This window comes from Streptomyces sp. SAI-170 (assembly GCF_049739565.1).
Lineage (GTDB): Bacteria > Actinomycetota > Actinomycetes > Streptomycetales > Streptomycetaceae > Streptomyces.
The window spans coordinates 3726478-3749208 of the sequence record NZ_JBMGQD010000001.1 but is presented as its reverse complement, the minus strand read 5'-3'; the positions used below and the strand labels follow the sequence as shown (position 1 = coordinate 3749208).

Here is a 22731-nt window from a genome sequence, read left to right as displayed (position 1 = left end):
GAGTCGGAACCGCCGGAAAGGGAAACGCGGAAGCGGGAACCTGGAAAGCACCGAGGAAATCGGATCGGAAAAAGATCTGATAGAGTCGGAAACGCAAGACCGAAGGGAAGCGCCCGGAGGAAAGCCCGAGAGGGTGAGTACAAAGGAAGCGTCCGTTCCTTGAGAACTCAACAGCGTGCCAAAAGTCAACGCCAGATATGTTGATACCCCGACCTGATCGGTTCCGATCGGGTTGAGGTTCCTTTGAAAAACACAGCGAGGACGCTGTGAACGTCGGGACTATTCCTCCCGATGTTCCGCTCTCGTGTGTGTGCACCGGCTGAATTAATTTTCTGGCCGAGTAAACATTCACGGAGAGTTTGATCCTGGCTCAGGACGAACGCTGGCGGCGTGCTTAACACATGCAAGTCGAACGATGAACCACTTCGGTGGGGATTAGTGGCGAACGGGTGAGTAACACGTGGGCAATCTGCCCTGCACTCTGGGACAAGCCCTGGAAACGGGGTCTAATACCGGATACTGATCATCTTGGGCATCCTTGGTGATCGAAAGCTCCGGCGGTGCAGGATGAGCCCGCGGCCTATCAGCTTGTTGGTGAGGTAATGGCTCACCAAGGCGACGACGGGTAGCCGGCCTGAGAGGGCGACCGGCCACACTGGGACTGAGACACGGCCCAGACTCCTACGGGAGGCAGCAGTGGGGAATATTGCACAATGGGCGAAAGCCTGATGCAGCGACGCCGCGTGAGGGATGACGGCCTTCGGGTTGTAAACCTCTTTCAGCAGGGAAGAAGCGAAAGTGACGGTACCTGCAGAAGAAGCGCCGGCTAACTACGTGCCAGCAGCCGCGGTAATACGTAGGGCGCAAGCGTTGTCCGGAATTATTGGGCGTAAAGAGCTCGTAGGCGGCTTGTCGCGTCGGTTGTGAAAGCCCGGGGCTTAACCCCGGGTCTGCAGTCGATACGGGCAGGCTAGAGTTCGGTAGGGGAGATCGGAATTCCTGGTGTAGCGGTGAAATGCGCAGATATCAGGAGGAACACCGGTGGCGAAGGCGGATCTCTGGGCCGATACTGACGCTGAGGAGCGAAAGCGTGGGGAGCGAACAGGATTAGATACCCTGGTAGTCCACGCCGTAAACGGTGGGCACTAGGTGTGGGCAACATTCCACGTTGTCCGTGCCGCAGCTAACGCATTAAGTGCCCCGCCTGGGGAGTACGGCCGCAAGGCTAAAACTCAAAGGAATTGACGGGGGCCCGCACAAGCGGCGGAGCATGTGGCTTAATTCGACGCAACGCGAAGAACCTTACCAAGGCTTGACATACACCGGAAACGTCCAGAGATGGGCGCCCCCTTGTGGTCGGTGTACAGGTGGTGCATGGCTGTCGTCAGCTCGTGTCGTGAGATGTTGGGTTAAGTCCCGCAACGAGCGCAACCCTTGTCCCGTGTTGCCAGCAGGCCCTTGTGGTGCTGGGGACTCACGGGAGACCGCCGGGGTCAACTCGGAGGAAGGTGGGGACGACGTCAAGTCATCATGCCCCTTATGTCTTGGGCTGCACACGTGCTACAATGGCCGGTACAATGAGCTGCGATACCGTGAGGTGGAGCGAATCTCAAAAAGCCGGTCTCAGTTCGGATTGGGGTCTGCAACTCGACCCCATGAAGTCGGAGTCGCTAGTAATCGCAGATCAGCATTGCTGCGGTGAATACGTTCCCGGGCCTTGTACACACCGCCCGTCACGTCACGAAAGTCGGTAACACCCGAAGCCGGTGGCCCAACCCCTTGTGGGAGGGAGCTGTCGAAGGTGGGACTGGCGATTGGGACGAAGTCGTAACAAGGTAGCCGTACCGGAAGGTGCGGCTGGATCACCTCCTTTCTAAGGAGCACTTCTTACCGAGTCCTTCGGGACGAGGTCAGAGGCCAGTACATCAGCGAATGTCTGATGCTGGTTGCTCATGGGTGGAACGTTGACTACTCGGCCGGATTCTGGGTCGGAGGCTGCTAGTACTGCTCGCAAGAGCGTGGAACGCATGATCTTCGGACGGGAGCTGGTCGGGCACGCTGTTGGGTATCTGAGGGAATGAACCCCCTCGTGATGCCGGCCCCGGTAAAAATCTGCTTCGGTGGGTTGTGACGGGTGGTTGGTCGTTGTTTGAGAACTGCACAGTGGACGCGAGCATCTGTGGCCAAGTTTTTAAGGGCGCACGGTGGATGCCTTGGCACCAGGAACCGATGAAGGACGTGGGAGGCCACGATAGTCCCCGGGGAGTCGTCAACCAGGCTTTGATCCGGGGGTTTCCGAATGGGGAAACCCGGCAGTCGTCATGGGCTGTCACCCTTGCCTGAACACATAGGGCAAGTGGAGGGAACGAGGGGAAGTGAAACATCTCAGTACCCTCAGGAAGAGAAAACAACCGTGATTCCGGGAGTAGTGGCGAGCGAAACCGGATGAGGCCAAACCGTATGCGTGTGAGACCCGGCAGGGGTTGCGCATACGGGGTTGTGGGATCTCTCTTCTGTTGTCTGCCGGCAACAGGACGAGTCAGAAACCGTTGATGTAGGCGAAGGACATGCGAAAGGTCCGGCGTAGAGGGTAAGACCCCCGTAGTCGAAACGTCAGCGGCTCGTTTGAGAGACACCCAAGTAGCACGGGGCCCGAGAAATCCCGTGTGAATCTGGCGGGACCACCCGCTAAGCCTAAATATTCCCTGGTGACCGATAGCGGATAGTACCGTGAGGGAATGGTGAAAAGTACCGCGGGAGCGGAGTGAAATAGTACCTGAAACCGTGTGCCTACAAGCCGTGGGAGCGTCGGACATCAGCTTGCTGGTGTCTCGTGACTGCGTGCCTTTTGAAGAATGAGCCTGCGAGTTTGCGGTGTGTTGCGAGGTTAACCCGGGTGGGGAAGCCGTAGCGAAAGCGAGTCCGAACAGGGCGATTTTAGTAGCACGCTCAAGACCCGAAGCGGAGTGATCTAGCCATGGGCAGGTTGAAGCGGAGGTAAGACTTCGTGGAGGACCGAACCCACCAGGGTTGAAAACCTGGGGGATGACCTGTGGTTAGGGGTGAAAGGCCAATCAAACTCCGTGATAGCTGGTTCTCCCCGAAATGCATTTAGGTGCAGCGTCGTGTGTTTCTTGCCGGAGGTAGAGCACTGGATAGGCGATGGGCCCTACCGGGTTACTGACCTTAGCCAAACTCCGAATGCCGGTAAGTGAGAGCGCGGCAGTGAGACTGTGGGGGATAAGCTCCATGGTCGAGAGGGAAACAGCCCAGAGCATCGACTAAGGCCCCTAAGCGTACGCTAAGTGGGAAAGGATGTGGAGTCGCACAGACAACCAGGAGGTTGGCTTAGAAGCAGCCACCCTTGAAAGAGTGCGTAATAGCTCACTGGTCTAGTGATTCCGCGCCGACAATGTAGCGGGGCTCAAGCGTACCGCCGAAGTCGTGTCATTCCAGCATGTACTCCCAACGGAGGCTGGGATGGGTAGGGGAGCGTCGTCTGCCGGGTGAAGCAGCCGCGGAAGCGAGTTGTGGACGGTTGACGAGTGAGAATGCAGGCATGAGTAGCGATACAAACGTGAGAAACGTTTGCGCCGATTGACTAAGGGTTCCTGGGTCAAGCTGATCTGCCCAGGGTAAGTCGGGACCTAAGGCGAGGCCGACAGGCGTAGTCGATGGATAACCGGTTGATATTCCGGTACCCGCTGTGAAGCGTCAAACATCGAATCCAGTGATGCTAAGGCCGTGAAGCCGCCCTGGAGCCTTCGGGTGAAGGGGAGTGGTGGAGCCGCCGGCCCAAGTTGGTAGTAGGTGAGTGATGGGGTGACGCAGGAAGGTAGTCCATCCCGGGCGGTGGTTGTCCCGGGGTAAGGGTGTAGGACGCAAGGTAGGCAAATCCGCCTTGCACATAGTCTGAGACCTGATGCCGAGCCGATTGTGGTGAAGTGGATGATCCTATGCTGTCGAGAAAAGCCTCTAGCGAGTTTCATGGCGGCCCGTACCCTAAACCGACTCAGGTGGTCAGGTAGAGAATACCGAGGCGTTCGGGTGAACTATGGTTAAGGAACTCGGCAAAATGCCCCCGTAACTTCGGGAGAAGGGGGGCCATGTCTGGTGATCCGTTTTACACGGTGAGCTGGGTGTGGCCGCAGAGACCAGCGAGAAGCGACTGTTTACTAAAAACACAGGTCCGTGCGAAGCCGTAAGGCGATGTATACGGACTGACGCCTGCCCGGTGCTGGAACGTTAAGGGGACCGGTTAGTGACCTTTCGGGGTTGCGAAGCTGAGAACTTAAGCGCCAGTAAACGGCGGTGGTAACTATAACCATCCTAAGGTAGCGAAATTCCTTGTCGGGTAAGTTCCGACCTGCACGAATGGCGTAACGACTTCTCGACTGTCTCAACCATAGGCCCGGTGAAATTGCACTACGAGTAAAGATGCTCGTTTCGCGCAGCAGGACGGAAAGACCCCGGGACCTTTACTACAGTTTGATATTGGTGTTCGGTTCGGCTTGTGTAGGATAGCTGGGAGACTTTGAAGCTCACACGCCAGTGTGGGTGGAGTCGTCGTTGAAATACCAGTCTGGTCGTGCTGGATGTCTAACCTGGGTCCGTGATCCGGATCAGGGACAGTGTCTGATGGGTAGTTTAACTGGGGCGGTTGCCTCCCAAAGGGTAACGGAGGCGCCCAAAGGTTCCCTCAGCCTGGTTGGCAATCAGGTGTTGAGTGTAAGTGCACAAGGGAGCTTGACTGTGAGACCGACGGGTCGAGCAGGGACGAAAGTCGGGACTAGTGATCCGGCGGTGGCTTGTGGAAGCGCCGTCGCTCAACGGATAAAAGGTACCCCGGGGATAACAGGCTGATCTTCCCCAAGAGTCCATATCGACGGGATGGTTTGGCACCTCGATGTCGGCTCGTCGCATCCTGGGGCTGGAGTCGGTCCCAAGGGTTGGGCTGTTCGCCCATTAAAGCGGTACGCGAGCTGGGTTTAGAACGTCGTGAGACAGTTCGGTCCCTATCCGCTGTGCGCGTAGGAGTCTTGAGAAGGGCTGTCCCTAGTACGAGAGGACCGGGACGGACGAACCTCTGGTGTGCCAGTTGTTCTGCCAAGGGCATGGCTGGTTGGCTACGTTCGGGAGGGATAACCGCTGAAAGCATCTAAGCGGGAAGCCTGCTTCGAGATGAGGACTCCCACCCACTTGATGGGGTAAGGCTCCCAGTAGACGACTGGGTTGATAGGCCGGATATGGAAGCACGGTAACGTGTGGAGTTGACCGGTACTAATAGGCCGAGGGCTTGTCCTCAGTTGCTCGCGTCCACTGTGTTGGTTCTGAAACCACGAACAACCCCACGTATGTCACAGGCGTGGTGCGGTTGACAGTTTCATAGTGTTTCGGTGGTCATAGCGTAGGGGAAACGCCCGGTTACATTCCGAACCCGGAAGCTAAGCCTTACAGCGCCGATGGTACTGCAGGGGGGACCCTGTGGGAGAGTAGGACGCCGCCGAACAATCATTGAAGAAGAGGCCCACACCTTATGGTGTGGGCCTTTTCTGCGTTTAGGCTCACCATATGCGCTATGACTTGATCATCTTCGACAACGACGGTGTGCTCGTCGACAGTGAGCCCATCTCCAATCGGCTGCTGGCCGAGTACCTCACCGAGGTCGGGCATCCGACGACGTACGAGGACTCCATTCGGGACTACATGGGGTCCGCCATGCACCGGATCCACGATCTGATCGAGGAGCGGACCGGGCAGCGGCTGCCGGCCGAGTTCGACGATGTCTTCCACGGCAGGGTCTTCGCGGCGTTCGAGCGGGAGTTGAAGGCGGTGGACGGGGCCGCCGATGTGCTCGAAGGGCTCGACGCGGCCGGGGTGCGGTACTGCGTGGCGTCCTCGGGGAGTCATGAGCGGATCCGGGTGGGGCACCGGACGACCGGGCTGGACCGGTGGTTCGACGAGGAGCGGGTGTTCAGCTCGCAGGACGTGGGGCGGGGGAAGCCGGCGCCCGATCTCTTCCTGCATGCCGCGGAGCGGATGGGGGTGGCGCCCGAGCGGTGTGTGGTCGTCGAGGACAGCCCGCTCGGGGTGCAGGCGGCCGTGGCGGCCGGGATGGATGTGTACGGGTTCACGGCGATGACGCCGGCGGCCAAGCTCGCGGGGGCCACGCTGCTGTTCTCCTCCATGAAGGAGCTGGCCGGGCTGTTGCAGCGAAGCTGAGGAAAATTCAGCTTCGGCGTATCCAGCCGGACCGTGGGGCCCTACGCTCGCCGCCATGACTGATGTGCTGCGCCGCGGCAGGGCCTCGCTGGCGTTCTCCTTCTTCGCGCAGGGCGTCGCCTTTGCTCTGCTCGTGACACGGATCCCCGCCGTTCAGGACCGTTACGGGGTCTCCGACGCCCTGCTGCCCGCGTTCCTCGCCGCCGTGCCGGTGCTGGCCGGGGCGGGCAGTGTGGGCACCGAGTGGCTGGTGCGGCGCATACCGGCCAGTGCGGTGCTGCGTTGGTCCCAGCCGGTCGTGCTCCTGGCGCTCCTCGGGGTGGGGGCGGGGGACCGTATGGCGGAACTGGCTGTGGCCCTCGGGGTGTTCGGGCTGTCCGTGGGGGCGTTGGACGCCTCGATGAACATGCTCGGGGTGAGTCTGCAGCGGGCGTACGGGCGCAGCATCATGCTCGGGTTCCATGCGGCGTACAGCCTGGGCGGGATTCTCGGGGCCTCGCTGGCGTGGGTGGGGGCGCACTGGGACCTGGTGCTGTTCGTGTCGTATCTGCCGGTCGTGGGTGTGCTGTTGCCGCTGTGTCTGGTGGGGAGCCGGTGGTACGTCGGTGGTGGAGGCGACGCGGGCAAGGGCGGGGAGTCGACCGCCGGTGCCGGGGACGGCGGTGTCGTCTTCAAGATGCTGCTGCCGCTGTGCCTGGTGATGACCTTCGCGTACATCGGGGACTCGACCGTCTCCAACTGGAGTGCCAAGTATCTGCAGGACGTGCTGGGGAGCTCGGAGCAGCTGGCGACGGTCCCGTACAACGTCTACATGGTGACCACGCTGGTGGGGCGGACGCTCGGGGACTTCGGGGTGCGGCGGTTCGGGGCGGTGGCGGTCGTGCGGGGTGGGGCGCTGGTGGCGGCGGTCGGGTTCGCGGTGGTGGCCGGGGCGCCCGGGGCGTGGGTGGGGATGCTCGGGTTCCTGCTGCTGGGGCTGGGGTTGTGTGTGCTGGTGCCGCAGACGTTCGCGGCGGCGGGCCGGCTGTTCCCGGGGGCGTCGGATGCGGCTGTGGCGCGGTTGAACGTCTTCAACTACGTCGGGTTCCTGATCGGCTCGCCTTTGGTGGGGGCGCTCGGGGACACGTGGAGCTATCGCGGGGCGATGCTGGTGCCGATGGTGTTGGTGCTGGTGACGCTCGTGTATGCCCGGTCGTTCGCGGCTCAACCGGACCGATACGGTGGCGGGCATGAGCGGCCGCGCACAGCTGATGTGGGACGAGGCAGTAACGGGGTATGACTTCGGGCCGGGGCATCCGATGGACCCGGTCCGCCTCGCCCTGACCAGGAGTCTGGTCGGGGCGTTCGGGCTGGACCGGGACGTGGAGGTCGTGGCGGCGAAGCCGGCGGGGGAGTCGACGCTGCGGCTCGTCCACCGTGAGGACTACGTCCGGGCGGTGAAGGCCGCGTCGGCGGATCCGGGCGGGGCCGACGGGTCGTACGGGATCGGGACGCTGGACGATCCGGCGTTCGCCGGGATGCACGAGGTGTCGGCGCTGATCGCGGGGCAGTCGGTGGGCGCGGCGGAGGCGGTGTGGCGCGGGGAGGCGCTGCACGCGGTGAACTTCGCGGGCGGGCTGCACCATGCGATGCCCGGGGGCGCGGCCGGGTTCTGCATCTACAACGACGCCTCGCTGGCGATCGCGCGGCTGCTGGAGCTGGGGGCCGAGCGGGTCGCGTACATCGACGTCGACGTCCATCACGGGGACGGGGTGCAGGCGGCGTTCTGGGAGGACCCGCGCGTGCTGACGATCTCGTTGCACGAGCATCCCCGGACGCTGTTCCCACAGACCGGGTGGCCTGAGGAGACCGGGGCGTCCTCGGCGGAGGGGAGCGCGGTGAATGTCGCGCTGCCGGCGGGGACCGGGGACGCGGGGTGGCTGCGGGCGTTCCACGCGGTCGTGCCGGAGCTGATCGCCGACTTCCGGCCGCAGGTGCTGGTGACGCAGCACGGCGCCGACACCCACTTCGAGGATCCGCTGGCCCATCTCGCCGTCTCGCTGGACGCGCAGCGGGCGGTGCAGGTGGCTTGTCACTCGCTGGCGCACGAGTACGCCGACGGGCGGTGGATCGCGCTCGGTGGGGGCGGGTACGCGGTGGTGGACGTCGTGCCGCGGTCCTGGACGCATCTGGTGGGGATCGCTGCGGGGCGGGAGATCGCGCCGGAGACGGTGATTCCTGAGAGCTGGCGGCAGGAGGTCTATGCGCGGACTCGGCAGTTGGCGCCGATGCGGATGACCGATGGGCGGTGGCCGGTTTCCTTCGCCGACTGGGAGGCGGGGTACGACCCCGCAGACCGGCTGGACCAGGCCGTGCTGGCTGCTCGGCGGGCTGTGTTTCCCTTGCGGGGGTTGTTGGCGTAGGGGCGTGGTCGCTGGGCGGGTTTTCGCGTGCGGGTGGGTCCGGGCTGAGGACGGGGCGTTTGCGCGGCTCGGCGCTACGAGGCGCCGCTGCGCCCACCAGTGCCGCCCCAGCGGCACGATTGCCCGCAGCTATGCGGCTTGCGCCCTGCCTGCAGCTGAGCGGCTCGCTCATGCGCACGGCTGAGTGGCTCGCGGATGCCCGCAGCTGTGCGGCTCGCGCCTGCCTGCAGCGGTGCGGCTCGCGCACGCGCATAGCCGAGCGGCTCACGCCTGCCTGCAGCTATGCGGCTCGCGCCTGTGCACAGCCGAGCGGCTTGCGTACGCGTACCGCTATGCGGCTCGCGCCTGCCCGCGGCTATGCGCTCGCGCACGCGCATAGCTGAGCGGTACGCGCCTGCCACGGCTGGGGCTGAGCGGCTCGCGCCTACCCGTAGCTGAGCGGCTGCGCACGCGTACAGCTATGCGGCTCGCGCATGCCGACAGCTGGGCGGCCCGCGCACGCGTACAGCTACGTGGCTCGCGCATGCGTACAGCCGAGTGGCTCGCGCCTGCCCGTAGCTGAGCGGCTCGCACCCCCGCGGCCGGGACGCCCCCGCCCGCATGCCCCAGGGGCGCGGGGAACTGCGCGAGCGGCCCGCGACGGCCCGCAGTCGCCGTATGGCCGAGGCCGCCGGGGCAGGGCGCGGCACGTCGTTACGCCAACCGTGCGGTGTTCTCCCGTTTACGTCCCCCCTCCCGGCCCCCTCCGTCACCATCGCCGCATGGTGACTCCCGGTGCCCTGCGTGCGCATCTCGTCGCTGCCCGGATCGCCGGGGCGGTGGCGACGTCGAGGGAGGAGAGCCTGCGGAGCTATCGGCTGTTCGCGGCGCGGGACCCCCGGGTGCTGATCGGGCTCGACCCGATGTGGACGTGGGAGCAGCGGGATCTGATCGAGCTCATGGCGGACAAGTGCGGGGTTTCGGCCGATCCGCACTGCACGTCGGGGCATGATGTGATCGACCCGCAGCGGACGCTCACCGCGCTGGACGCGTTCGCCGAGAGGGTCGGGGCCGCCGCCCGGCGCCGGGTGCCCGTGCTGCTGGGCACCGGACACCCTCACCGGCTGCTCGGCTTCTACGCCGAGCTCGCAGACGCTCTGTCGACGGCGGGATGTACTGTCCTCACCCCAGCGACGGGTCGCTGTGTCGACATAACGACCCGGTTCGGTCTACGTACACACGTCCTCGACTACGTACGAGGAGTCGCGTTGGTGCGCGGCCCCGACGCTCGCGCCCCCGGTCGTGCGACCGGCGCGCACACCCACTCACCGCTCCCGGTTCGTACGGCGCTGGCCGCTGCCGCGGAGGCCGGCGGCCCGCTGCCCGAGCTGGTGATCGGCGACCACGGCTGGGTCTGCGGGGCAGGTCAGCTGGGGTTCGAGGCCATCGGGCTCGCCGACACCGACGACCCGGCGCTCTTCGTGGGGGAGGCGGAGGGCGTGGTGTCCGTGGCCGTTCCACTTGATGACGCTGTGCGGTCCGATTACTACCGTCCGCTTACCCGCTACGTACTCAATCGGGCGTGTCTGTCACAGTAGGCCGCCGATGGGTGCACCTCTTCCCCACTCGCATCACCCGCCCCTACATTGGGGAGTGAGCACGCAACGACGAAGAGTCACCGGAAGGGGAAGCCGGTGGCCGTCGAGTGCGGAAGGTTCAGGTGTGTCATGGCTGCAGCTGGCGAGAGGCCTCTGAACGAGGTTCAGTTCCTCACCGTGGCGGAAGTCGCCTCAGTGATGCGAGTGTCGAAGATGACCGTGTACCGGCTGGTGCACAGCGGTCATCTGCCCGCGATCCGGGTCGGTCGGTCGTTCCGCGTCCCGGAGCAAGCGGTTCACGAATACCTGCGGGAGAGTTACGTGGGGGTGGAAACCGCCTGACGGCCACCGGTGAGGAGGTCCGTTCCGGGCAACACAGGGCAATACCGGTCGCTTGTGGATCTCCTCCAGCCCCTCGATTACGACCTCGGCCCTCGGGCGGGTAGGCTAGCCCCTCGTAGGTCGTATGGGCCCATGGCGCCCAGCACCGAGTGATGAGAAGTGAGCGAGGGTAGTCGTGGGCTCTGTTATCAAGAAGCGGCGCAAGCGGATGGCCAAGAAGAAGCACCGCAAGCTGCTCAAGCGCACGCGCGTTCAGCGTCGCAACAAGAAGTAAGCGCCTCGGGCGGCCACGTGTAGTGGCCCGTCCGACGACGGCGTGGCTGTGGCCCCCCACCCTGCGGTGGGGGGCCACACGCATATCCCCCGGCCCCTCTCTTTCCGGTCACCTCCCGCATCCGGAGGTCATCACAGCGCAACGCCGACCCGCTAAGTTGGCCGTACACGGGGAACGCGGCAGGGTACGAGCCAGGGAAACCGGAACCGATCCGAACCGCCAGGCGGAAGGAAGGCGCTGATCTTGGGCAAGGTCGTGCTCGTCACCGGAGTGGCCCGTCGGCTGGGTGGCCGGTTCGTACGACGGATCCTGCGCGACCCGGAGGTGGACCGGGTCGTCGCCGTGGACGCGGTGCCGCCCGAGCACCACCTGGGCGGCGCGGACTTCGTCCAGGCCGACATCCGGCAGCCCACCATCGCGCGCGTGCTCGCCGAGACGGGAGCCGACACGGTCGTCCACATGGACGTCACCGCCACCGCGCTCGGAAGCGGCAGCCGGACCACGGTCAAGGAGACCAACGTCATCGGCACGATGCAGCTGCTGGGCGCCTGCCAGAAGTCCCCGACGGTCAAGCGGCTGGTGGTGAAGTCCAGTACGAGCGTGTACGGCTCGGCGCCGCGCGATCCGGCCGTGTTCACCGAGACGACCCCGCCCAAGTCGCTGCCGAGCGGTGGCTTCGCCAAGGACGCGGTCGAGGTCGAGGGCTATGTGCGCGGCTTCGCGCGCCGCCGCCCCGATGTGGCGGTGTGTGTGCTGCGGTTCGCCAACATCCTCGGCCCGAGCGCGGACTCGCCGCTCGCCGCGTACTTCTCGCTGCCCGTGCTGCCCACCGTCTTCGGCTACGACCCGAGGCTGCAGTTCGTGCACGAGGACGACGTGATGGACGTCCTGCGGATCGCCTCCCACGAGCCGGCGCGCGGCACCCTCAACAGCGGCACCTTCAACATCGCCGGAGACGGCGTCCTGCTGCTGTCGCAGTGCTCGCGGCGGCTGGGCCGCCCCACCGTGCCGCTGCTGCTGCCCGCGGTCACCTGGGCGGGCACGATGGTGCGTACGCTGGGAGTGACGGACTTCTCGCCGGAGCAGATCCGGCTGCTCACCCACGGGCGGGTGGTGGCGACGGACCAGATGCGCGAGACGCTGGGATTCCACCCGAAGTACACGACCGCGGAGGCGTTCGCGGACTTCGCCCGCAGCCGGGGTCCCGGACTTCTCCCGCCGGAGGCCATCGCGGGGGCCGTCGACCGGCTCGCCGCGCTGACGCGACCGGACAACAGCCCCACGCCCCAGCCCCCGACCCATCCCCGGACGCAGAGCGCCGACTGAGGAGCGCATCAACGATGGCGGACGCCAAGGTCATTCCGTTCGACGACGACCGGTCCCGCGGGGGCGGCGTGCAGCGGCCCGCGCGGCGCCGCGGTGCGGGGAGCCGGCTCAAGGGCACCGAGCCGGTCCGGGAGGTCGAGCCCCTGCCCACGAGGGCGCCCGCGCAGGACGATGTGCCGGTGACCGGCGAGGAGCAGCAGCCGCAGGACAGCCTCGAGCGCAAGGTGGCGAGCGGGCTGGCGTTCCTGCGCCGCCGCCTCACCGGGGACTACGAGGTCGACGACTTCGGCTACGACGAGGAACTCACCGACCAGGTCCTGATGTCTCTGCTGCGCCCGGTGTACGAGAAGTACTTCCGGGTCGAGGTGAAGGGCATCGAGAACATCCCGGCCGACGGCGGGGCGCTGATCGTCGCCAACCACTCGGGCACGGTGCCGCTGGACGGCCTGATGATGCAGGTGGCCGTGCACGACCATCACCCGGCGGGCCGTCATCTGCGGCTGCTCGCGGCGGATCTGGTGTTCGTGCTGCCGGTCGTCAACGAGCTCGCCCGCAAGCTGGGCCACACCCTCGCCTGCGCGGAGGACGCCGAGCGGCTGCTGGCGCAGGGTGAGCTGGTCGGGGTGATGCCGGAGGGCTTCAAGGGCATCGGCAAGCCGTTCGGCGAGCGCTACAAGCTTCAGCGGTTCGGCCGTGGCGGCTTCGTCTCGACGGCGCTGCGGCAGGGCGTGCCGATCGTGCCGTGCTCGATCGTCGGGGCGGAGGAGATCTACCCGATGATCGGCAACGCCAAGACCCTCGCCCGGCTCCTCGGCTTCCCGTACTTCCCGCTGACGCCGACCTTCCCGTGGCTGGGCCCGCTGGGCGCGATCCCGCTGCCCACCAAGTGGACGATCCAGTTCGGCGAGCCGATCCCGACCGACGGCTACCCGCCGGAGGCCGCCGAGGACCCGATGCTGATGTTCAACCTGACCGACCAGGTCCGGGAACAGATCCAGCACACGCTGTACAAGCTGCTGGTGCAGCGCAGGTCGGTGTTCTTCTAGCGGTTCTGGTACGACGACGGGGGCGCCCCTTCTTCCGATGAGAAGGGGCGCCCCCGTCGCCGTAAGAGCGTTACTCCGCGTCCTCGCCCTCGATGCCCAGGCCCGGCAGGAGGCCGGGGAGGAGGGGCGGGAGGGTGACGTCGGGTTCGGCCGTGGGTGTCCTGCTCTGGGACGGGGAGGCGGTGCCGGGCTCCTGGGGTGGTTCGAGGAGGCCGCCGGTGTTGCCGCCGAGGAGGCCCTCGTCGGTGTCGGTGCCGGCCGATCCGCTCGGGCTGCCGGTGCTGGTGCCGTGGCTGCTGTCGGAGGTGCTGCCACCGCCCGAGCCGGGTGTGCTGGAGCGGCCGGTGCCGGAGGTGCCGGTCGACCGGGAGGGCCCGCTGCCCTGCCGGGTGCCGCCGCCCGCGCCGCCGCCGGACTGCGCGGGCGGCTGGGGGAGGAGGGACTGCAGCGGGGCGACTTCTTCGTCTATGGCGTCGAAGACCGAGGACACCTCGTCGCTGACGTCGCCGAGCTGGAGGGGCAGCTTGTCGCGCAGGGCGCCCCAGGCCTCGCGATGGGAGCGGGAGAAGCTGGACAGCGCCTGGATGGGGCCCAGTGAGTCGGGGTCGCGTTCGTAGGCCTCGCGCAGCAGCCGGTGGCCCTCGGAGGCGTCGTGCCGCATGCCGGACAGGGCGCGGCGGATCTCGCCGAGCGACTCGTGGTCCAGGGGTCCGCTGCGGCCGCGCTCCATCAGGCGGCGTGCCTCGCTCAGGCGCGTGGAGGCGTGGTCGAGGTAGACCTCGCCGCGCTCGGTGTCGCCGTCGGCCAGGTAGTTGAGCTTGAAGTCCTCGATGCCGCGCTTGAGGCCGTAGAGCGAGTCACCGGGGAGGGCGTCGGAGCTGGCGGCTGCGACGCCGCCGAACGCACCCGCGGCGACGCCCACGCTGAGCCCGCCCGCGGTGAGGCCCTTGGCCAGCCGGGTGCGTGGCCGGAATCTGCTCAGTGGTGTCGCCCGGTGTGCGCCCCGGCTCCGGGAGCGCTGCTCGGGTACCGAAGGGTCCGTCGCCTCGCCCCCCGCGGTGCCCGTCTGCAGCATGGCCTCCATCGCGGCCACGAGCTGGGCCCGCTGTACGACCTTGACCTCGGGGTCCAGCTCCGGTTTGGGCAGCTCACCGAGACCGGCGGCCAGGGCCAACAGGCGGCCCTGCTCGCTCTGTTCCGCGGGGGCCGGGGTGGGTGCCGGTCCCTCGGACTGCTCGGCCGCCGTGCCCTGCTCGGACTGCTCCTCCAGGGCCTGGGCGAAGGCGTTCGCCCGCCGGTGCGCCGATACGTTCGCGATCACTGGCGGCACCTCCTCTCGTCATGACGGTCGACTCCCTGAGGATCCTGAAAGTTGCACGCCCTAGACCGCTTCCACCCGATCGAGTGACCGGGCTTCGGTTCGGACGTGACCACAGGGAGCCTGCATCCCGCACAACGAGCGGCGTGGCACTTGGGTTACGGACTGCGGATGATCGGATCGAGAAGTCAACGGACTTTCACTGACCGTTAGTTGGGTGTCACCGAGGGTGGTGCGGTCAGCGGGCGTCGTCCGGGAGCAGCCGGGCGAGCGTGCGCACGGCGCGGTACTGGAGGGTCTTGATGGCGCCCTCGTTCTTGCCCATGACCCGGGCTGTCTCGGCGACGGACAGGCCCTGGAGGAAGCGCAGGGTCACGCACTCCTGCTGCTGGGGGTTGAGTCGGCGTACGGCGTCCAGGAGCGCGGCGTTCGACAGGGACTCCAGGACGGAGTCCTCCGGGGAGCGCTCGACCTCGTTGGCGTCGAGCATCTCGCCGGTGGTGACCTCCAGCCGGAAGCGGCTGGACTTGAAGTGGTCGGCGACGAGGTTGCGGGCGATGGTGACGAGCCATGCGCCGAAGTCGCGGCCCTGCCAGGTGAAGGTGCCGATGCGGCGCAGGGCACGGAGAAAGGTCTCGCTGGTCAGGTCCTCGGCGGTGGCCTTGCCCCCGACCCGGTAGTAGATGTACCGGTACACAGTGTCGCTGTACTGGTCGTAGAGCCTGCCGAACGCCTCGGCCTCGCCGGCCTGGGCGCGCTCGACGAGGTCCATCATGCGGGCGCTGTCGCTGTCGGCGGCAGGCCGGCGTGCGGTGGTGGCGGCCGCGCCGGCGGAGCGTCCGCGTCTGCCGACCGCGGCGCTGCCCTCGGCCAGTGCGTAGCACGGGCCGACGGGCGCGGCGGCGGCGAAGGCGGGGACGGCGTACGCGGTGGGGACGAAGCCGCGCAACAGGTCGAGGACCGTTGCGCGCAGCGTAGCCAGGCCCGAGGCGTCAACCCCGACGTGTGGGTACACGGGACTCCCAGAGGCAGAGCTTCCATCACGTGCAGTGCGGGACCGTTCACCCGTCGTAGCGACGGAGGGGTACCGGTTTGCGTCTGAGGAGAATAACGCTTCGTGCAGGCACTGCTACACCGAGTTGCTCAAATCATCGATTACGTCGCTTCTGTAACCGATTGACGCTCGATCAACTGCCGGAGAGTGACAGGTTGTTGATCGAATCGGTTCGGATTCCGGGTGGAACCAGGGCGTGTTGTGGCAGTGCGCGGACAAGGTGACTGGACAGGGGCTCGGACGGGTACGTCCGTTGGATTGGGCGCGTTTCGCTGCGCGGGCATGCAGCGGCGAGGGGTGATGCCCGCCGTCTCGCGAGCGCGGACCGTGCGGGGTGCTCGCGCAGTTCCCCGCGCCCCTTAAGGGGCGCTCCCCTAGCGGCGGCGTCTGCTGAGCGCGATTGCCGCTGCCGTGCCGCCGGCCACCGCGCCGACGCCCGCCGCGGCGGGGATGCCGACCTTCGCCGCCTTGCGGCCGGTGCGGTAGTCGCGTAGACGCCAGTCGAGTTGACGGGCGTGTTTACGGAGCTTGGTGTCCGGGTTGATGGCGTAGGGGTGGCCGACCAGGGACAGCATGGGGATGTCGTTGTGGCTGTCGCTGTAGGCGGCGCAGCGGGAGAGGTCCAGGCCCTCCGCCGCGGCCAGGGCGCGGACCGCCTCGGCCTTGGCGGGGCCGTGCAGGGGTTCGCCGACCAGCTTGCCCGTGTAGACGCCGTCGACCGACTCCGCGACCGTGCCCAGCGCGCCGGTCAGGCCCAGGCGGCGGGCGATGACCTGGGCGATCTCCACCGGGGCCGCCGTCACCAGCCAGACCTTCTGGCCGGCGTCGAGGTGGGCCTGGGCCAGGCCGCGGGTGCCGGGCCAGATCCGCTCGGCCATGTACTCGTCGTAGATCTCCTCGCCGATGGACTGCAGTTCGGAGACGCGGTGGCCCTTGACGATGGACAGCGCCGAGTCGCGCGCCTCCTGCATGTGCTCGGGATCCTCGACGCCGGCCAGCCGGAACCAGGCCTGCTGCCAGGCGAAGCGGGCGAGGTCGCGTGTCTCGAAGAACTTCCGCTTGTACAGGCCCCGCCCGAAGTGGAACAGGGCGGCGCCCTGCATGACGGTGTTGTCGAGGTCGAAGAACGCCGCGGCCTTGTCGTCGCCGACGACCGGGAACTGCGGTTCCTCGCTCGCGGTCTCGGGCACGGACTTGCGCGCGGCCTCCGCCGAGGCCTCGCCTGCCAACACGCTCCGCGCCGTGGCGGAGCGCCTACGGGGAGTGAGCCATCCGAGAGCGGCCATGGCGTGAGCATAGCCAGTTTGTTCGGTGGCTTCGGACCCGCCAGGTTCCGGCGCCGTGAACTCTTCGCGGCCGCGACGTTGAACAATGACTCGTATGAGCCCCCTCTTCCGCCGCGGCAGGGCCCGCCGCTCTCCCCAGGACCATCTCGTCACTCTCGTCCGCAAGCCGGGGTGTCATCTGTGCGACGACGCGCAGGCCGTGATCGAGAAGGTGTGCGGGGAACTCGGAGTGCCCTGGGAGCAGAAGGACATCACCCAGGACGAAGAACTGCACCGGCAGTACTGGGAGCAGATCCCCGTGGTGCTCGTCGACGGCGAGCAGCACACCTTCTGGCGCGTGAACGAGGAGCGTCTGCGACGGGCGCTCGAAGAGTCGTAGGAGAGCCGTAAGTCACTGACCGGCCAGTACAAGTAGTCCGAAAAGTCGCTTAGGATCGACGGCGAGCTGGTCTCGGGGGCATGGATCGTTGAGGAGAGTGTGCGGTTTTGCCCCCAAGACAGAAGGAACGACGGTGCGTAGGCGCCGGTTCCCCGGACGCGCGCCGGGGGCGCGTGACCCCGGTCACGTTGGCCGGGCAAATCGGACACCATCTTTGTGCACGCGTTCACAAAGACATAGCCTGCTGTCGACGGGGCGGTCTGGGGACGTATGACCGCCTGCAGCCCCGCTCTACCCGCAGGAGCACCGTGGCAACTGGCCGAACTCACCGACCGGCGACCCGTAGCCGAGGGATTCCCGAGGCCACCGTCGCCCGGCTTCCGCTGTACCTCCGCGCCCTCACCGCGCTCTCCGAGCGTTCGGTGCCGACGGTCTCGTCCGAGGAACTCGCGGCCGCCGCGGGGGTCAACTCCGCGAAGCTGCGCAAGGACTTCTCCTACCTCGGCTCCTACGGCACCCGAGGTGTCGGCTACGACGTCGAGTATCTCGTCTACCAGATCTCCCGGGAACTGGGCCTGACCCAGGACTGGCCGGTTGTGATCGTCGGTATCGGTAACCTCGGCGCCGCGCTCGCCAACTACGGCGGCTTCGCCTCCCGAGGCTTCCGCGTCGCCGCGCTCATCGACGCCGACCCCGCGATGGCGGGCAAGCCCGTCGCCGGCATCCCCGTGCAGCACACCGACGACCTGGAGAAGATCATCCAGGACAACGGCGTGTCCATCGGCGTGATCGCGACCCCCGCCGGCGCCGCCCAGCAGGTCTGCGAGCGGCTCGTGGCCGCCGGGGTCACCTCCATCCTGAACTTCGCGCCGACCGTGCTGTCCGTCCCGGACGGCGTCGACGTACGCAAGGTCGACCTCTCCATCGAGCTGCAGATCCTCGCCTTCCACGAGCAGCGCAAGGCCGGCGAGGAGAGCGCCGCCGAGGCGAGCGTCCCCGCCGCGACCCGCAAGGAGTCCGCCGACAAGGGGCCCGACGGGGACGTACCCGCCGTGATGCCGGCATGAGCATCCTCGTCGTCGGGCTGAGCCACCGCAGCGCCCCGGTCAGCGTGCTGGAGCGGGCCGCGCTGAGCGCGGACGCCCAGACCAAGCTGCTCCAGGACACCGTCGCCGCGGAACCGGCCGACGAGGCCGCGGTGCTGGCCACGTGCAACCGCATCGAGCTGTACGCCGACGTGGACAAGTTCCACGCGGGTGTCGCCGAGCTGTCCACGCTCCTCGCCCAGCACAGCGGTGTCGGACTCGACGAACTCACTCCGTATCTCTATGTGCACTACGAGGACCGGGCCGTGCACCACCTGTTCTCGGTGGCGTGCGGGCTGGACTCGATGGTCGTCGGCGAGGGCCAGATCCTCGGCCAGATCAAGGACTCCCTGGCCCGCGCGCAGGACATGCACAGCGCCGGCCGGCTGATGAACGACCTGTTCCAGCAGGCCCTGCGCGTCGGCAAGCGCGCCCACTCCGAGACCGGCATCGACCGGGCCGGGCAGTCCCTGGTCACCTTCGGCCTGGAGCAGCTCGCCCGCGGCGGCGACGTCCCCTCCTGGGCCTCGGGCAAGAAGGCGCTGGTCATCGGCGCCGGCTCGATGTCCTCGCTGGCCGCGGCCACCCTGGCACGGGCCGGGGTCGCCGAGGTCGTCGTCGCCAACCGCACCTTCGAGCGGGCCGAGCGCCTCGCCGAGATCCTGAACGTCGCCGACGACTGCGACGTGGTGGCCCGCGCGGTGCCGATGGAGTCGGTGCCGGCCGAGCTGACACGTGCCGATGTCGCGGTGTCCTGCACCGGCGCGACCGGACTCGTGCTGACCGCCGACGCGGTCGCCTCCGCCGTCGAGGACCGCACCGGCGCGCCCGCCGAGCGGATCGCCGAGCAGTACCCCCGGATGCTGCCGGCCGCGCGGACGGACGTACGCCAGCCCGCCGTCGAGGAGAACTGCCCGCTCGACCTCACCGCCGTACAGCCCGGCTTCTCCGTCATGGGAGAGGCCGCCGTCGCCGGGATGGACGCGGCCACGCTGGAGCAGCACGCGGCCTGGGCCTTGAGCGGCACCGGCACCGTGCGCCGCGAGGGCGCCCGGCGCACGCCCGAGGCCGACGCCGAGCTGATCACCGCGCTCGCCGCGACCGCGGCCACCGTCGGACGTATCCCCGAGCGGCGCAAGCCCGAGCCGGTCGCCGAGGCACCGCGGCCCGAGCCGAGCCTGTTCCTGCTGGACCTGGCGATGCCGCGCGACATCGACGCGGCCGTGCACCGGCTCGCCGGAGTGCGTCTGGTCGACATCGAGTCGCTCGCCGAGGCCTCCGCGGACGCGCCGATGGCCGCCGACGTCGACCAGGTGCGGCGGATCGTCGCCGACGAGGTCGCCGCGTTCGGCGCCGCCCAGCGGGCCGCGCACATCACCCCGACCGTGGTCGCCCTGCGCACCATGGCCGCCGACGTCGTGGCCGGCGAGATCGCCCGCCTCGAAGGGCGGCTGCCCGGGCTCGACGAAAAGCACCGGGCCGAGATCACCCAGACCGTCAAGCGCGTCGTGGACAAGCTGCTGCACGCGCCGACCGTACGGGTCAAGCAGCTCGCCGCCGAGCCCGGCGGTGCCGGGTACGCGGACGCCCTGAGGACCCTGTTCGACCTCGACCAGGAGACGGTGGCCTCCGTCTCCCGCGCCGAGGACAGCACCGAGAAGAACCGAGGGCCAGCATGAGTGAGAAGGCACTGAGGCTGGGGACAAGGCGCAGCAAACTCGCCATGGCCCAGTCGGGGCAGGTGGCGGACGCCGTGAGCCAGGTGACCGGACGGCCCGTCGAGCTCGTCGAGATCACCACGTACGGCGATGTCTCGCGCGAGCACCTCGCGCAGATCGGCGGCACCGGCGTGTTCGTCACCGCCCTGCGCGACGCGCTGCTCAGGGGCGAGGTGGACTTCGCGGTGCACTCCCTGAAGGACCTGCCGACCGCGCAGCCCGAGGAACTGGCGCTCGCCGCGATCCCCGTGCGCGAGGACCCGCGGGACGTGATCGTCGCCCGGGACGCCCTGAAGTTCACCGACCTGCCTCGCGGGGCAAGGATCGGCACCGGTTCGCCGCGCCGCATGGCGCAGCTGAACGCGTACGCCCGCGCCCACGGCCTGGACATCGAGACCGTCCCGATCCGCGGCAACGTCGACACGCGCATCCGGTACGTCCACGACGGCGAGCTGGATGCCGTCGTGCTGGCCGCCGCCGGGCTCAACCGGATCGGCCGCGCCGACGAGGTGACCGACTTCCTGTCGGTCGACACCGTTCTGCCCGCCCCCGGCCAGGGGGCCCTGGCGATCGAGTGCGCCGCGGACAACGCTGCCCTCATCGCCGCGCTCGGCGAACTCGACGACCCGTTCACGCGGGCCGCCGTCACCGCCGAGCGGTCACTGCTCGCCGCCCTGGAGGCCGGCTGCAGCGCCCCTGTGGGCGCGCTGGCCGACCTGCTGGCCGACGGGCAGATTGTCAAGGAAATGCGCCTGCGCGGCGTCGTCGGCACCACCGACGGCACGCGTACGGTGCAGCTGTCCACCACCGGTCCCGTGCCCGAGACGCACGACCAGGCAGTGGCACTCGGCCGTGAACTCGCGGCCCAGATGCTCACCCAGGGCGCGGCCGGTCTGATGGGGGAGCAAGCACAGTGAGCCCCACCACCCTTCCCGCCGGTCCGGAACACGGGCACGTCACCTTCCTCGGTGCCGGACCCGGGGATCCGGGACTGCTGACCCTGCGCGCCGTGGAGGCGCTGGCGAACGCGGACGTCCTCGTCGCCGAGCACGAGGTGCTCGACGTCGTACGGACGCACGCCAGGCCGGGCGTCTCCGTCGTGAACACGGACACGGATCCCTCGCCGGACCCGAATCCGGGCGCGGGCACGCCTCAGCAGACGGTCGTTGACGCTGCGTCAACAACCGTTGGTGCTCCCGCCGCGCGGGATGCGGCACATCTTGTCATGGAGGCCGCGCGGGGCGGCAGGCGGGTCGTACGTGCGGTGTCCGGGGACCCCGGACTCGACGCGTACGCCGCCGAGGAGATGCTCGCCTGCGCCGCGGCCGGCGTGCCCTTCGAGGTCGTCCCCGGCATCGCCACCGCCGTCGGCGTACCCGCGTACGCCGGTGTGCCGCTGCGCGACGCGCAGGGCGCGGACGTCCGCTTCGTCGACGCGCGCACGGCGTCCGACCGGTGCTGGACGGAGGTGGGGGCGTCCGACGGGACCGTGGTCGTGTCGACCACTCTGGATTCCGTCGCCTCCGCCGCCGGCGAGCTGGTCTCGGCGGGCCGCAAGCCCGACACCCCGATGACCGTCACCGTCGCCGGTACGACGACCCGTCAGCGCACCTGGTGCGCCACCCTCGGCACCATCGCGCAGACCCTGAAGCAGGCCAAGGTGCTGCCCTCGCCCGACGGCGGCCGCACGGTCATAGCCGTGGTCGGTGAGCGCAGCGCCGCCGCCCAGCGCGACCAGCTGTCCTGGTTCGAGTCCAAGCCGCTGTTCGGCTGGCGGGTCCTCGTCCCGCGGACCAAGGAACAGGCCGCCTCGCTCTCCGACCAGCTGCGGTCCTACGGCGCCGTCCCGCACGAGGTGCCGACCATCGCCGTCGAACCGCCGCGCACGCCCCAGCAGATGGAGCGCGCGGTCAAGGGCCTGGTGACCGGCCGCTACGAGTGGATCGCCTTCACGTCGGTCAACGCCGTCAAGGCCGTCCGCGAGAAGTTCGAGGAGTACGGCCTCGACGCCCGGGCCTTCGCGGGCATCAAGGTGGCCGCGGTGGGCGAGCAGACGGCGAAGGCCCTCATCGCCTTCGGCGTGAAGCCCGACCTCGTCCCCAGCGGCGAGCAGTCCGCAGCCGGTCTGCTGGAGGACTGGCCGCCGTACGACCCGGTCTTCGACCCGATCGACCGTGTCTTCCTGCCGCGCGCCGACATCGCCACCGAGACCCTTGTCGCCGGGCTCATCGAGCTGGGCTGGGAGGTCGACGACGTCACCGCCTACCGGACCGTGCGTGCCTCGCCGCCGCCGGCGGACACCCGTGAGGCGATCAAGGGCGGCGGCTTCGACGCGGTGCTGTTCACGTCGTCCTCCACCGTGCGCAACCTGGTGGGCATCGCGGGCAAGCCGCACAACGTCACCGTCATCGCCTGCATCGGCCCCGCCACGGCCAAGACCGCCGAGGAACACGGCCTGCGCGTGGACGTCATGGCTCCCGAGCCGTCCGTCCACAAGCTCGCCGAGGCCCTCGCCGACTTCGGCATGAAGCGGAGGGCTGCCGCCGTGGAGGCCGGAGATCCGGTGACGCGGCCGAGCGAGCGGAGGCCGGGGGCGCGCAGACGCCGGGCCACGTGACGCCGATGCGCTGACGGCGCGTCGCACACGGTGATCAGGGCGGGGTGCTCCTCGGGGCGCCCCGCCCCCGCTGTGTGCACCGGTG

Annotated in this window: 16 protein-coding genes and 3 rRNA genes; 16 read left to right on the top strand and 3 right to left on the bottom strand. The window is 67.9% G+C overall.

Features of this window, described 5'->3' with window-relative positions:
* The first annotated feature begins 347 nt into the window (after nt 1-347).
* The 11 genes from RKD23_RS16695 (at nt 348) to RKD23_RS16645 (ending at nt 13189) form a co-directional block, all read left to right on the top strand.
* Nucleotides 348-1873 (top strand): 16S ribosomal RNA (locus RKD23_RS16695).
* Between the two features lie 308 nt (nt 1874-2181).
* Nucleotides 2182-5304 (top strand): 23S ribosomal RNA (locus tag RKD23_RS16690).
* A gap of 88 nt (nt 5305-5392) precedes the next feature.
* Nucleotides 5393-5509, top strand: a 5S ribosomal RNA gene (rrf, locus tag RKD23_RS16685).
* The 16S, 23S and 5S rRNA genes sit together here, the layout of an rRNA operon.
* A 62-nt stretch (nt 5510-5571) precedes the next feature.
* The gene (locus tag RKD23_RS16680) at nt 5572-6222 is read left to right on the top strand and encodes an HAD family hydrolase (RefSeq protein ID WP_424854379.1); all 651 of its coding nucleotides are present in this window, start codon (nt 5572-5574) and stop codon (nt 6220-6222) included.
* Nucleotides 6223-6277: 55 nt separating this feature from the next.
* Nucleotides 6278-7501 (top strand): MFS transporter, encoded by a 1224-nt coding sequence (locus tag RKD23_RS16675; protein WP_424854378.1) that lies wholly within the window; start codon nt 6278-6280, stop codon nt 7499-7501.
* Nucleotides 7452-8624, top strand: a complete 1173-nt coding sequence (locus tag RKD23_RS16670; protein WP_424854377.1) for an acetoin utilization protein AcuC — start codon at nt 7452-7454, stop codon at nt 8622-8624. The genes RKD23_RS16675 and RKD23_RS16670 overlap by 50 nt, the downstream gene beginning before the upstream one ends.
* Before the next feature lie 761 nt (nt 8625-9385).
* The gene (locus RKD23_RS16665; protein WP_424854376.1) at nt 9386-10201 is read left to right on the top strand and encodes a phosphatase; all 816 of its coding nucleotides are present in this window, start codon (nt 9386-9388) and stop codon (nt 10199-10201) included.
* 129 nt (nt 10202-10330) lie between these two features.
* Complete coding sequence (locus RKD23_RS16660) at nt 10331-10543, top strand: helix-turn-helix domain-containing protein (RefSeq protein WP_004984898.1); 213 nt, start codon at nt 10331-10333, stop codon at nt 10541-10543.
* Between the two features lie 175 nt (nt 10544-10718).
* A complete protein-coding gene (locus RKD23_RS16655; protein ID WP_003948845.1) occupies nt 10719-10817 on the top strand; it encodes a 30S ribosomal protein bS22 in 99 nt (32 codons plus the stop codon).
* Between the two features lie 243 nt (nt 10818-11060).
* Nucleotides 11061-12143 (top strand): NAD-dependent epimerase/dehydratase family protein, encoded by a 1083-nt coding sequence (locus RKD23_RS16650; RefSeq protein ID WP_424854375.1) that lies wholly within the window; start codon nt 11061-11063, stop codon nt 12141-12143.
* Between the two features lie 14 nt (nt 12144-12157).
* Entirely contained in the window at nt 12158-13189 is a 1032-nt protein-coding gene (locus tag RKD23_RS16645) for a lysophospholipid acyltransferase family protein (protein WP_424854374.1), read from the top strand.
* A gap of 70 nt (nt 13190-13259) precedes the next feature.
* On the opposite strand, the gene RKD23_RS16640 is transcribed toward RKD23_RS16645, so the two are convergent.
* The 3 genes from RKD23_RS16640 to RKD23_RS16630 all read right to left on the bottom strand — a co-directional run bounded on the left by RKD23_RS16640 (nt 13260) and on the right by RKD23_RS16630 (nt 16847).
* Nucleotides 13260-14510 (bottom strand): DUF5667 domain-containing protein, encoded by a 1251-nt coding sequence (locus tag RKD23_RS16640; RefSeq protein ID WP_424854373.1) that lies wholly within the window; start codon nt 14508-14510, stop codon nt 13260-13262.
* Nucleotides 14511-14745: 235 nt separating this feature from the next.
* Entirely contained in the window at nt 14746-15522 is a 777-nt protein-coding gene (locus tag RKD23_RS16635; protein WP_424854372.1) for an ECF subfamily RNA polymerase sigma factor, BldN family, read from the bottom strand.
* 413 nt (nt 15523-15935) lie between these two features.
* On the bottom strand, nt 15936-16847 hold the full coding sequence (locus RKD23_RS16630; protein ID WP_424854371.1) for an HAD family hydrolase: 912 nt from the start codon (nt 16845-16847) through the stop codon (nt 15936-15938).
* A 94-nt stretch (nt 16848-16941) separates the two neighbouring features.
* On the opposite strand from RKD23_RS16630, the gene RKD23_RS16625 reads away from it, so the two are divergent.
* The 5 genes from RKD23_RS16625 to RKD23_RS16605 all read left to right on the top strand — a co-directional run bounded on the left by RKD23_RS16625 (nt 16942) and on the right by RKD23_RS16605 (nt 22646).
* Nucleotides 16942-17226, top strand: coding sequence for a glutaredoxin family protein (locus RKD23_RS16625; RefSeq protein WP_424854370.1), 285 nt, complete (start codon nt 16942-16944; stop codon nt 17224-17226).
* 308 nt (nt 17227-17534) lie between these two features.
* Nucleotides 17535-18293: a redox-sensing transcriptional repressor Rex gene (locus tag RKD23_RS16620; protein ID WP_404044140.1), complete on the top strand. Its 759-nt coding sequence runs from the start codon at nt 17535-17537 to the stop codon at nt 18291-18293.
* Nucleotides 18290-19990, top strand: a complete 1701-nt coding sequence (locus tag RKD23_RS16615; RefSeq protein ID WP_424854369.1) for a glutamyl-tRNA reductase — start codon at nt 18290-18292, stop codon at nt 19988-19990. The genes RKD23_RS16620 and RKD23_RS16615 overlap by 4 nt, the downstream gene beginning before the upstream one ends.
* Nucleotides 19987-20946: a hydroxymethylbilane synthase gene (gene hemC, locus RKD23_RS16610; RefSeq protein ID WP_424854368.1), complete on the top strand. Its 960-nt coding sequence runs from the start codon at nt 19987-19989 to the stop codon at nt 20944-20946. Before RKD23_RS16615 ends, hemC begins: the two co-directional genes overlap by 4 nt.
* A complete protein-coding gene (locus RKD23_RS16605) occupies nt 20943-22646 on the top strand; it encodes a uroporphyrinogen-III synthase (RefSeq protein WP_424854367.1) in 1704 nt (567 codons plus the stop codon). The genes hemC and RKD23_RS16605 overlap by 4 nt, the downstream gene beginning before the upstream one ends.
* Nucleotides 22647-22731 lie beyond the last annotated feature (85 nt).